This window comes from Dactylosporangium salmoneum (assembly GCF_039532525.1).
GTDB lineage: Bacteria > Actinomycetota > Actinomycetes > Mycobacteriales > Micromonosporaceae > Dactylosporangium > Dactylosporangium salmoneum.
The window spans coordinates 124,859-137,140 of record NZ_BAAARV010000030.1 but is presented as its reverse complement, the minus strand read 5'-3'; the positions used below and the strand labels follow the sequence as shown (position 1 = coordinate 137,140).

The 12,282-nt window shown below is 71.6% G+C and carries 8 protein-coding genes; 5 read left to right on the top strand and 3 right to left on the bottom strand.

Features of this window, described 5'->3' with window-relative positions:
* Window positions 1-477: 477 nt before the first annotated feature.
* A complete protein-coding gene (locus ABD352_RS20815) occupies window positions 478-1,113 on the bottom strand; it encodes a hypothetical protein (protein ID WP_344614088.1) in 636 nt (211 codons plus the stop codon).
* A 251-nt stretch (window positions 1,114-1,364) separates the two neighbouring features.
* Between ABD352_RS20815 and ABD352_RS20810 the strand changes: the two genes are divergently transcribed.
* The 5 genes from ABD352_RS20810 (at window position 1,365) to ABD352_RS20790 (ending at window position 6,485) form a co-directional block, all read left to right on the top strand.
* Window positions 1,365-1,757: a hypothetical protein gene (locus tag ABD352_RS20810; protein ID WP_344614087.1), complete on the top strand. Its 393-nt coding sequence runs from the start codon at window positions 1,365-1,367 to the stop codon at window positions 1,755-1,757.
* Between the two features lie 20 nt (window positions 1,758-1,777).
* Window positions 1,778-3,265, top strand: coding sequence for an IPT/TIG domain-containing protein (locus ABD352_RS20805; protein WP_344614086.1), 1,488 nt, complete (start codon window positions 1,778-1,780; stop codon window positions 3,263-3,265).
* A gap of 174 nt (window positions 3,266-3,439) precedes the next feature.
* On the top strand, window positions 3,440-4,423 hold the full coding sequence (locus ABD352_RS20800) for an efflux RND transporter periplasmic adaptor subunit (RefSeq protein WP_344614085.1): 984 nt from the start codon (window positions 3,440-3,442) through the stop codon (window positions 4,421-4,423).
* The gene (locus tag ABD352_RS20795) at window positions 4,423-5,115 is read left to right on the top strand and encodes an ABC transporter ATP-binding protein (RefSeq protein WP_344614084.1); all 693 of its coding nucleotides are present in this window, start codon (window positions 4,423-4,425) and stop codon (window positions 5,113-5,115) included. The genes ABD352_RS20800 and ABD352_RS20795 overlap by 1 nt, the downstream gene beginning before the upstream one ends.
* The gene (locus tag ABD352_RS20790) at window positions 5,112-6,485 is read left to right on the top strand and encodes an ABC transporter permease (RefSeq protein ID WP_344614083.1); all 1,374 of its coding nucleotides are present in this window, start codon (window positions 5,112-5,114) and stop codon (window positions 6,483-6,485) included. Before ABD352_RS20795 ends, ABD352_RS20790 begins: the two co-directional genes overlap by 4 nt.
* 171 nt (window positions 6,486-6,656) lie before the next feature.
* On the opposite strand, the gene ABD352_RS20785 is transcribed toward ABD352_RS20790, so the two are convergent.
* Together ABD352_RS20785 and ABD352_RS20780 are read right to left on the bottom strand one after the other, a co-directional pair.
* Window positions 6,657-8,972 (bottom strand): AbfB domain-containing protein, encoded by a 2,316-nt coding sequence (locus tag ABD352_RS20785; RefSeq protein WP_344614082.1) that lies wholly within the window; start codon window positions 8,970-8,972, stop codon window positions 6,657-6,659.
* A gap of 134 nt (window positions 8,973-9,106) precedes the next feature.
* Entirely contained in the window at window positions 9,107-11,950 is a 2,844-nt protein-coding gene (locus ABD352_RS20780; RefSeq protein ID WP_344614081.1) for a PQQ-dependent sugar dehydrogenase, read from the bottom strand.
* Window positions 11,951-12,282 lie beyond the last annotated feature (332 nt).

The window sequence follows — 12,282 nt, the reverse complement described above, 5'->3', positions numbered from 1 at the left end:
CCGCGCCACCCGCCCGGCCCCGGCCGCGCCACCCGCCCGGCCCCGGCCGCGCCACCCGCCCGGCCCCGGCCGCGCCACCCGCCCGGCCCCGGCCGCGCCACCCGCCCGGCCCGGGCCGCGTATCGCGCTGCTGACCGCTCGTGAGCGCGAGGTGGTCCGCCTCGTCGCCACGGGCCTGTCTAGCGACGAGATCGCCGCCCACGACCGCGCCCGGCCGATGTCCTCGCCTAAAAGTCCGGCCTCGCGCGCCTGCAAGGAGGCCTCGCCGCGCCCCGCATCGCCGCGCGCCCCGTCGCCGCGCCCCGCATCGCCGCGCACTCGGTGTTCTGCCGATGCCGCCATTGCTGTCGCCGCGCCGTGCCCGTCCTTGTTGTCGCCACGGCCGCGCTCCGCCGGGCGGCGGGCGCGGTCGGTGAGTTGGGCGCCGGCTCCGCTGTCGGCGTCGCTATGGCCGGGCGCGGCCGTCTGGCGCCGCGGTCAGACCGCCGCCGCGACCGTGGCCAGGCCGGCGCCGATCAGGGCCACGGCCCAGATCCGGTCCAGGTTGAAACGGGCGGAGCGCAGGATCCGGTGGCCCACCGCCTGGTACGCGACCAAGGCGATCGCGCCGGCCACGCTCACCATGCCGAGCGTGTGCACCGCCGTGGCGAGGAAGCCGACCCACAGCGGCGCGGTCGTCGAGGCCGCCATGCCGTGGTGCTCGTGGACGTCGGTGCGGCCGACCACCAGGATCGGCACGAGCATCAGGCCCGCGCCGTGGATGCTCGACATCAGGAACGACCAGCCGGCCAGCTGTGGTGGCGTGAGGCGCAGGCCGGTGAGCTGCGGGTGGCGGCGGGACACGGCGCGCCACAGGCCGAAGCCGACCAGGATCGCGCCGCCGGCGATGGCGACCGCCCGGGTGGCGAGCACCGACTGGAGGGCGCTCACCAGGCCGGCGATCACGAAGATGGACGCCGCGTGGCCGGCGGCGATCGGGAGCAGAGCGCGCAGCAGGGCGGCCCGGCTGCGTTCCTGCAGGCCGGTCGCCACGGCGAAGAGCCAGCCCATGCCCGGGTTCAGGCCGTGGAATGCGCCCATGGCGGCGAGGGCGACTAGGGCGGCGACGGTCATCAGGCCAGTGAGCCTAGCCCCGCAACAGGGTCGCCCACACTGCGCCCGGGACGCACACCCTCCCCGACGTCGTGGGCCTGGACGGCGCCGCCGCGAACACTGCGCCCGGGACGCACCCTGCTGCTACCTGCCTGCTCGGCCGATGTCATCCGGTCGGGCCGGATCCGGGCGCTCCGCTCAGGCCCGGCGTACGCGGGTCGATGTCGCAGCATCACGGTCCGGCAACGATGCGCCAACCCCAAGGAGCATGGATGCGCCTTCTCCCATCGGCCCTCGGCCTGGTCGTGGCCGCCGGCGGTGCGCTGGTCGGCGTCGCGCCGGCCTCGGCGGCGACCACCGCGCTGCCCCACGCGGTCGGGGGGTTCGCGGCCCCGACGAAGCGGGTCAGCGCCTCGGCGGGTGGCGGCTTCCGGGCCTACGACGTCCTGCCGGACAGCGCCACCCTGATCGCCAATCTTCCCCCGGTCGGCGACCAGGGCCAGATCTCCTCGTGCGTGGCGTGGACCATCGCGCACACGATCATGGGGTACTACGCCCAGCGCGACGGCAAGGCCGGTGCGCCGTACGCCCCGTTGTACCTCTACCTGCGCTCGGTGGCGAAGGGCGGCGCGCCGGGGCCGGGCTCTACCCGGACAAGGCGCTGACCGAGGCGGCCACGAACGGCGTGGACACCCAGGACGACTACACACAGGGGACGCTGAACTGGCAGGTGGCCCCGACCGCGGCCGAGATCGCCAACGCCGCGAACTACAAGGTGGCCGGGTGGAACCTGCTGTGGTCCGGTGACAAGCAGGGCGACAAGGCCAAGACCGCGATCAAGACGGCCATCGCCGGTGGGTCACCGGTGGCCATCGGCATTCCGGTGTTCCGCGACTTCATGTACCTCAACAGCGGCTCGCTGTACAACACGCTCAGCGGCGCGAGCCTGGGCGGGCACATGATCACGGCGTACGCGTACGACGCCGACGGGGTCTGGATCCGCAACCAGTGGGGCACCTCGTGGGGGGCCTCGGGCGACGCGCACCTGTCGTGGGCGTTCGTCAACACCGACGTCTCGGCCGCGTACACGGTGACCGGCCTGACGACGAAGGCCACCGCGGCCGGCCCGTCGGTCTCCTCGCTGTCGGTGGCCCGCGGGCCGGTGGCCGGCGGCACCCAGGTCACGATCGCCGGGGCGAACCTGTCCGGGACGACCGCGGTCAAGTTCGGCGACACCCCGGCGACCTTCCACAAGAGCGAGGCCTACGGCGTGACGACGCTGGTCGCCACCGCTCCGGCGCACGCCAAGGGCAACGTCGACGTCACCGTGACGGCGGCGGGCGGGACGAGCGTGGCCGGCGCGGCGACGAAGTACGCCTACGTGCCGCCGGCCCCGGCCGTGACCCGGCTGAGCGCGCAGTCCGCCTCGACCGCGGGCGGCGCCACGATCACCGTGACCGGCACCGACCTGACCGGCGCGACCGCCGTGCGCCTCGGCGCCGTGGCCGCCACCGGGGTCAAGGTCACCTCGGCGACCAGCCTGAACTTCACCGTGCCGGCCGGCCTGGCCGCCGGCGGGTACGACGTCACCGTCACCACCCCGGACGGCACCAGCGCGGTCGTCGCGGCCGGCCGGCTCACGCTGGTCGCCCCGCCGGCGCCGACCGTGAGCGCACTGAGCGTCAGCAGCGGCCCGACCAACGCCGCGACCGCGGTGACGGTCACCGGCACCGGCTTCGGCACGATCAAGACGGTCACGGCGAGCGGGACCAACCTGACCTTCGTCAAGCAGTCCGAGACCCAGCTGCTGGTGACGATGCCGGCCCACGCGGCGGGCAAGGTCACGCTGAGGCTGACCAACCTGGGCGGCTCGTTCGAGGCGACGGCGCTGCCGTTCACCTACGTCGCCCCGCCCGCGCCCGCGGTGACCTCGCTCAGCCCGAGCCTCGGCTCGGCCAAGGCGTCCACGACCGTGGAGCTGACCGGCACGAACATCGGCAACGCGACCAAGGTGACGGTCGGCGGGGTCGCCGTGTCGTTCACCAAGATCTCGGACACCAAGCTGCGCCTGGTGTTGCCGCCGCACGCGGCCGGCGCGACCACCGTGCTGGTGACCACCACGGGCGGCACCAGCGCCGCCTCCGCCGCCGCGACCTTCACCTACAGGGTCTGACGCCGGTCGATATCGGACGACCCCGCCCCCGCCTCCTGAGGCGGGGTCGCTCCGTGTCCAGCACTTTTCACGCTGGGTGATTCTTTCGCGCTCACCCCACGACGGGGCAGCACCGCCCACCACTTGCCCGCTAACCTTTGGCCATCTTCGATCGGCCACGAGGGGGTTCGCCCGGTGCGAGGGGTTCTGCCGCTACTGACCGTGTTCGTCCTGGCCGCCGGGTGCACCGCGTCCGGCGCCGCTCAGCAGCCTCCGCCGGGCCTGGCCGACCGTGGCACCGCGGTCACCACCGCCAAGCCGACCCGGCAGGACCTGACCAACAAGGTGAGCCTCGGCGGCAAGGTCGCGCTCGGCCCGACCTTCGGCCTCGTCGCCCCGATCGACGGCGAGGTGCGCTACCTCGACGTGAAGGCGCCGACCGGCACCCCGACGAAGCCGACCAAGGTGGCCAACATCTGGGTCGGCGGCAAGGCGACCGCGGTCGAGGTGCCTGCCGGGGCGGTCTTCGCCGGCCGGCTGGTCGACGACCACTCGAAGGTGACCGCGGGCATGCCGATCATCTCGGCCCGGCAGGTCGGCTACGGCATCGTCGCCGACATCGACGGCGCCCAGGCCTACCAGGTCTCCGACACGCTGCAGTCGGTCACCGTGCAGATCAAGAGCGGGCCCGGGCCCTTCCCGTGCACGGTGCTCGGCACGCTCGCCGCGCTGCCGGCCGGCACGATCCCCGAGCCGAAGGCCCCGGCGGCCAACCCGAGCGCGACCGCGCCGGTCGTGGCGCCCACGCAGGCGCCGCAGCAGCCGTCCGAGGCGACCGGGATGCGGCTGGTGTGCGCCGGCCCGGCCGACGTGAAGCTCATCAACGGCGCCGCCGCCACCGTGGAGATCGTCACCGCCAAGGCGACCGGGGTGCTGGTGCTGCCGGTCGAGGCGGTCGCCGGTTCCCAGGGCAAGGGCCAGGTCGAGGTGGTCAAGGCCGACCAGAGCCGGGAGACCCGCGAGGTGCAGCTGGGGATCACCGACGGCAAGGTCATCGAGATCAAGAGCGGGCTCACCGGGGACGAGACCGTCGCGGTGCCGGGGCCGAACATCCCGGCGGCCAAGGGCGGCGGGGCCGGCCCGGGCGAGAACGGGGCTCCGGTGGTGGTGTCCAGTTGATGCCGATCATCGAGCTCGCCGGGATCACCAAGACCCTCAAGGGCCAGCACGAGCCGCGGACGATCCTCGCCGGCGTCGACCTGACCGTCGGCGAGGGCGAGAGCGTGGCCATCCTGGGCCGCTCCGGCTCGGGCAAGAGCACGCTGCTGAGCCTCATCGGGCTCTTCGATCGCCCCGACTCCGGCCTGTATCTCATGGGCGGGCGCGACCTGGCCCGCATCTCCGAGCGGCGGGCGGCCCGGCTGCGAAGCGCCCAGTTCGGCTTCGTGTTCCAGCGCTTCTTCCTGCTCAAGCACCTCACCGCCGCGCAGAACGTGGCCATGGCGCTGGTCAACGGCCAGGGCTGGCTGCCCCGGCGCAAGCGGCGGGCGCGCACGCTCGAGGCGCTGGACCAGGTCGGCATAGCGCACCTGGCCAAGCACCGCCCGGCCCGGCTCTCCGGCGGCGAGCAGCAGCGGGTGGCCATCGCCCGGGCGCTGGTGCGCCGCCCGCGGCTGCTGCTGGCCGACGAGCCGACCGGCGCGCTCGACACCGAGACCGGCAATCTCGTCATCGAGGTCATGCGGGCCGCCACCGACCGCGGCTGCGGCCTGATCCTGGTCACCCACGACCAGGCACACGCGGCCAAGATGCAGCGCGTCCTGCGCCTCGAGGACGGCGCCCTCCGCCCGGTCGCGATGGAGCCGGCATGATGCGCCTGTCCGGGAGGTTCCGCTCGGCCCTGATCATCGGCCTGCAGGGCATCCGCGCCCGCAAGATGCGCACGTTCCTGTCGATGATCTCCCTGTTCCTGGGCGTGCTCGCGGTGGTCACCGTCCAGGCCGCCGCCGAGACCGCCCGCACGCTGCAGCTGGCCGACATCGAGCTGCACAGCGGCAAGGACGGCACGCGGATGATGTACATCCCGCCCATCGGCTCGGCCACCGACATCGTGACCGCCACGATCCAGGACCAGCCGGGCACCGCCGCCACCTACCCGCTGCAGGTCACCATCGGCGAGCCGAAGGTCCGCCCGATCAACCCGGGCGGCTCGCCGCTGGATCGTCCGGACCAGTACGGCGGCTACGGCCCCGGCACCCGCTACGAGATGCAATGCGACGAGTCCGGCGCCTGCCGCCCGATCCCGGTCGACGAGTCCGGCGGCGCCCCACCCGGCGCGGCGATCGAGATGCAGCTCACCGCCATGATCAACGACATCCGCCAGTTCCGTCCGTTCCGGTCCGTGTCGGGGCAGTGGCTGGACTTCGGCGGAAAACCGTCGTACTCCCCGCGTATCGTGGTGAACAAGGCGGCCGCGGTCGGCTTCAACCGCTACACGATTCCGGCCGAGATGCGCTTCGAGGGCGCCATCGCCAACCCGACCCCGCGCATCATCGGCGTGATCGACGACGGCAACGAGCAGCCGATGGCCTACGCCCGGGCCGACGAGATCAACAACTGGATGGCGAAGGCGGAGTCCGCCGCCGCCGTGACCAAGGGCAACGACCCCAAGTCGCGCATGGTCATCGGCACCGGCCCCGGCCTGCAGGTCATGCTCTCGCCGACCGCGGGCGAGACGGAGAGCCTGCTGATCCGCAAGCTCGAGGGCGCCGGCGTCCCGCGCGAGGCCCTGCACGTCGAGGTCAACGACGCCCGCAAGAGCATCGAGCAGTCGCTGGCCATCCTCAACTGGATCTTCCTCGGCATGGCCGCCCTGGTTCTGCTCATCGGCGTGGCCGGCATCCTCAACGTCGGCCTGGCCACCGTCGGCGAGCGCGTCGAGGAGTTCGCCCTGCGCCGCGCCGTGGGCACCCCGCGCGTCCTGCTGGCCGGCATCGTGCTGGCCGAGACCCTGCTCACCGGCCTGCTGACGGCCGGCGCCGCGATCGGCGCGGCCGCCGCCGGCATCGACGTCGCCGGCCGCATCCTGGGCGGCCGCATCCCGCAACTGCTGGAGATGACCTTCCCCTGGCAGGCGGGCGTGGCCGGCGTGATCGCGGGCCTGGTCGCCGGCCTGCTCGGCGGCTCCATCCCGGCCTTCCGCGCCGCACGAATCCCGATCGCCACGGTCATGAGGGCGTAAAACCCGAGCGACTCCGGTCCGTGCAACCAGGGGCCGTTGCTCCCGTCAGAGACCGGTCGGCCCTGGGGGCCTCCCTGCCAGCTCCGCCGTGCCAAGAACAAAAAAGCCGGTCGGCTCCCACGAGAAGCGGAAGCCGACCGGCGGGGTCGAACAGCACCGGCTAGCCGGGCGTCACGGCGCCCACGGGGCGTCGACGGACCAGGTCGTGTCCTCGACGAAGAGGCCGGCGCCGTCGTACGGGTTCGGGCCGCCCGGGGTGGCGAGCCACAGCTCGGCGTTGTAGTGGCGCAGGTACTGGCCGGGGAAGCCCCAGGCCGTCAGCCGCACCCCGCCCGAGCCCTGCTGCGCGCACCAGGTGGCGTCGGCCTTGAACAGCGCCGAGTTGTCGTTCGCGTCCTTGCGCACCCGGAACGCCTGGTGGCGCAGGTACTGGCCCGGGTAGTTGCGCGACTCGAACGAGTAGCACGACGAGTCGGCCAGGCCGGGCACGACCTTCCAGGTGGCGTCCTGCTTGAGCAGCGCGCTGCTGTTGGCGTCGACCACCTCGGTGTACCCGAGGCTGTTCTGGTGGCGGACGTACCGGTTGGTGCAGCACGCCGTCGTGGCCCGCAGCGACTTGTAGACGCCGGTCTGCAGCGTGGCCGAGGCGACCGGGCTGCCGGACGCCGCGATCAGCGCCTGGTTGCTGGCCCGCAGCCGGGCCGCGTCGACCTTGACGACCTGCCGGTCGTAGGTGAGCAGGCCGTTGCTCTCGTTCTCGACGTCGGTGATCTCGGTGTACACCGAAGCGGAGAGACCCTGCGGCAGCCCGCCGGTGCGCAGCTGCTCGTAGAGCCCGTTGAGCCTGTCGTCGAGGCGCGCCGCGCTGGCCTGGTCCTCGTAGCTGAACCCGTTGCCCGGGGACCACTCGTGGCCGGAGACCCGCAGCCCGAGGCCGCCGAACTCGCCCAGGACCGCGGCCCGCGTGCCGGACGGCCGGGTGGCGCCGGGGCCGACGTAGATGTGGTTGTCGAGCACGTCGCCGTTGCCGCCGTCGACGGAGCCGCAGCAGTTGATGCCGCTCATGTTGTCGACCAGCCGGGAGGGGTCGTAGGCCTTGACGTCGCTGGCGATGCGCGCCTGGTCGTACTGCCCCCAGCCCTCGTTCTCGTCCACCCACATGACCAGGGCGGGCGAGCTGCGGTGCTGGTCGATGATGCGGTGGTACTCGGCCTCCCACTGGGTGCGGGCCGCCGCGTCGGGCGTCTTGCCGGTCGGCATGGCCGGCATGTCCTGCCACACCAGCAGGCCGAGCTGGTCGGCGGCGTAGAACCAGCGCTGCGGCTCGACCTTGATGTGCTTGCGCACCATGTTGAAGCCCAGGTTCTTGTGCTGCTGCAGGTCGGAGCGCAGCGCGGCGTCGGTCGGCGCGGTGTAGATGCCGTCCGGCCAGTACCCCTGGTCCAGGGTGCCGGTCTGGAACACGAACTGGCCGTTGAGCAGGATCCGCAGCTTGCCGTTGACGGTACCGACGGAAATCGAGCGCATGCCGGCGTAGCTGCCCACCGAGTCCACGACCGTCGAGCCGCTGCGCAGCTCCACCTTCACGTCGTAGAGGAACGGGTCGTCGGGCGTCCAGCGGTGCGCGTTCGGCACTGGGACCGAGAACGCCGTGCCCGGGCTGCCGCTTGCCGTGCCGACGACCGTGGCGCCGGTGGAGACCGTGGCGGTGACCGTCTGGCCGGACAGGCCGGCGCCCTGCGCGTTCACCGAGAGCGTGTTGTTCGACAGGTTGGGCACCAGGTCGACCCGCGTGATGAGGGCCGTCGGCGTCGGCTCCAGCCAGACCGTCTGCCAGATGCCGGAGGCGCCGGTGTAGAAGATCCCGCCGCCGGCGTGCGGCAGGACGTCGTTGCGCCGCTGCTTGCCCACGGCCTGGCTGCCCGCGTCCGTGGGGTCGTACACGCCGACGACGATCGTGTTGGTGCCGCCGTTGAGCAGCGACGTGATGTCGTAGGTGAAGGCGTCGTAGCCGCCGCTGTGCGCCGCGCCGGCCTGGGTGCCGTTGACCCACACGGTGGTCTGGAAGTCCACGGCGCCGAAGTTCAGCTGGACCCGGCGGCCGCTCCAGCCCGCGGGAACCGTGAAGGTCCTGCGGTACCACATCCGGTCATTCTCGGTGATCTTGCGCTGGATGCCGGAGAGCGCGGACTCGACCGGGTAAGGCACCCGGATCTGCTCGCCGAAGGTCGCCGGCGGCGTCGTCTGCCCGCTGCCGGTGACGGCGAAGTCCCAGATCCCGTTGAGGTTCTGCCAGTCCGGGCGGGTCAGCTGCGGCCGAGGGTACTCCGGGAGCGGGTTGGTGGTGGAGACCGAGTTGGTCCACGGGGTGGTCATCGGGGACGTCTTAGGGGTCCAGGCGCTGGCCGGCTGCGCGGAGGCAACCAGGACGCCGGCGGTGGCGACGAGTGGAGCGATCACCAGCGCGACCCTTTGGGAGAGCTTCATGCGAGGACTCCTAAAAGGCATGCGTCGACCGTGGTGGCGGACCACGGCCGATCCGTGGGGGCGCTCAAGCACCCCCACGGACCAACACATCCACTCATGTTTCAACGAGAACTGTCAACATACAGCGTCACGTATTAGTAGCCGATCAGGTCGAACTTCTCCCACGGCCCGATGGCGTCCCGGTTGGCGATGAGCGAGGCCGCGCCGTTGTTCTCCGCGGTGACGTACTTCCCGTTCACCGTCGCCTGCAGCGACTCGCTGCCGTCGGCGTTGCGGATCAGGTTGAACGTTTCCCACGACCCCGCCGTCGCCCGGTTGGCGAGCAGCGGGTTGGCCCCGGCGTTCTCGGCGCAGACGAACTGCCCGTTGGACTTCGCCCGCAGCGCCACCTTGCCCCCGCCGAGGTCGACGAGGTCGAACTGCTGCGCGGTGCCGATCGTCGCCGAGTTGGCGATCAGCGCGGTGGTGGCGTTCGGCGCCGACACGTAGTTGTTGTTCGTCAGCGACTTGAGGCTCACCACCGGAGTGGTCGGGGTCCCGGTCGTGAACGTGAACGCGTCGACGTCGAACAGGTAGCCGCTGCCGCCCTTGAACACGAGGTACAGCGTCGTGGCGGTGCTCGGCGCGCCGGAGATGGCGGTGCTGACGTTGGCGAACGTCTCCCAGCTGCCGGTGCTGGTCACCGTGGCCGTGCCGAGCAGCGTGCCGGTCGGCGAGCCGGCGCGGACCTCGATCGTGCCGCCCGAGCCGGCCGACGCCACCCGCGCGGTGAACTGGGTCGCGTTGTTCAGCAGGTACGGCGAGTAGGAGATCCAGTCACCGTTCTCGATGTACCCGGCGGTCTTGCCGCCCTCCGCCGACGCGTGGTCGGCGGTCTGCACGCCGGACTGGGCGCCGAAGTGCTCGCCCTGCCGGTGCCGCGGCTGCAGCGTCGCGATGCCGTGGCCGGTCAGCCCGCCGTTGTCGGTGTAGGAGGCGTCGAAGATGCCGTAGATGTTGGCCGCGGCGTCGTGCTCACCGTCGACCGGAATCGCGATGGAACCGGTGCAGCCGGTCTTCGACGTGATCTGGTGCGAGTGCTGGTCGTGGCCGAGGAAGTACGTGACCGTCACCTTCGAGCAGTCGATCGTGCCGTCCTCGGGGTCGGTCACCGTCACGTTGAACGGCACCGTGTCGCCGAAGCTGAACAGCTGGCCGTTGGCCGGCAGGTTGAGCTTCACCGTCGGCGCCGTGTTGCCCACCGTGATGACCGTGCTCGCCGAGCCGGTGAGGCCCTGCGGGTCCTTCACCGTCAGCTTCGGGGTCTTCGTGCCGTTCGTGGTGTAGGTGAACGACGGGTTGGCCGCGGTCGAGTCGGTCGTACCGTCGCCGTCGAAGTCCCAGGCGTACGTCAGCGCGCCGCCCTCGGGGTCGGAGCTGCCGGCCGAGGAGAAGTTCACCGTGAGCGGGTTCGGCCCGGAGGTCTTGTCCACGGTGAGCTTCGCGATCGGGGCGCGGTTGCCGCCGCCGATGTACTCGACGCGGTACAGCGCCTGGTTGTTGGACCCGGTGCCGTAGTCGAGCACGTAGAGCGCGCCGTCGGGCCCGAACGCCATGTCCATGACCTGCGTGCCGGCCCACGGGAAGGTCGAGATCTCGCCGGGCGAGCCGTCGGCGTTGATCTTGACCGGCTTGATCCACTTACGCCCGTACTCGCCGGCGAAGAAGTTGCCGTCCAGCGTCTGGGGGAACTTCACCGCCGAGTTGAGCGAGGCGTTGTAGCGGTACACCGGGCCGCCCATCGGCGACTCGGAGCCGCTCGCGCCGAACTCCGGCGGGGTGCCGGCGTCGCCGCCGTAGCGGATCCAGCTGGCCTTGGCGCCCGGCAGGGTCGTCAGGCCCGTGTTGCGGAACGAGTTGTTCGTCGGGCCGCCCGCGCAGTTGTACTTCGGGCCGGTGACGTTGGCGGCGAAGTCCCACTCGTTGTAGGTCTCCGACGTCGTGTTGGTGCCGGTGCAGTAGGGCCAGCCGAAGAAGCCCGGGCCGGTGACCCGGTCGAACTCGACCTGCCCGTTGGGGCCGCGGTTCGGGTCGGTGGTGCCGGCGTCGGGGCCGTAGTCGCCGAGGTACACGACGCCGGTCGGCTTGTCCACGCTCATCCGGAACGGGTTGCGGAAGCCCATCGCGTAGATCTCCGGCCGGGTCTTGGCGGTGCCCGGCGCGAACATGTTGCCGGACGGGATGGAGTACGTCCCGTCGGTGTTCGGGTGGATCCGCAGCAGCTTGCCCCGCAGGTCGTTGGTGTTCGCCGAGGAGCGCTGCGCGTCGTACTGCGGATTGCGGTTCGTCCGCTCGTCGATCGGCGCGTAGGAGGCCGACTCGAACGGGTTGGTGTCGTCACCGGTCGTCAGGTACAGGTTCCCCTGCGCGTCGAAGTCGATGTCCCCGCCGACGTGGCAGCACAGGCCGCGGTCGTTGTCGACCGTCATCACGACCTTCTCGCTGGTCAGGTCCAGGGTGTTGTCGGCCTTCAGGGTGAACCGGGACAGGTTGAGGTGCCCCTTCCACGCGTTGAAGTCGGCGGCGGTGCCCGTGGCGGGGGCGTCGCCGGCCGGCGTGGACAGCGTGGGGGAGTAGTACAGCCAGACCCAGCGGTTCGTGGCGAAGCCGGGGTCGACGGCGACGCCCTGCAGGCCCTCCTCGTCGTGGGTGTAGACGGAGAGCTTGCCGGCGACCTTCGTGTTGCCCGCGGCGTCGGTGACGCGGACTGTGCCGTCCCGGGCGGTGTGGATCACCGAGCGGTCGGGCATGACCGCCAGGGACATCGGCTCGCCGAGCTCCGCGCTGCCGAGGGCGAGCTGGACGTGCTGATAGTCGGACGCCGGGAGGGGAATCGCGGCGGCGGCCGGGGCATAGGCCACGGCGGCCACGACGGTGCCGCCGGCGGCGAGCGCGGCTGCCGTCAGCAGCCGCCGCAACCGGCGCGGGGATGGGGTCATGTGCGGGGTGTCCTTCCTGCGCTGTGGGGTTCAGCCAGGCAAGACGCGCGCCGACCGCGCTTGCGGAAGCAGCCGCTCGGACTCGGGCGCCGACCCTTTGTCGCGCGGGATTAGTTACGGGTGCTAACTAACCACCGGCCACCTGGCCCGCGCAATGCCGACTTTTTGGCGATGCGGCCTTTGTGGCATTTGCCCGTAAACTGATAGGGTTCGATATCAGAAAAGAACCCCGGGAGTTTGTCGTTATCAAACCGTGATAGAGCCCTGGATTCGTCACCTGTGGTAGTCGTCACAGTGGAGGTATGTCCGTATTCACGGGCTTTGAAGGGCCG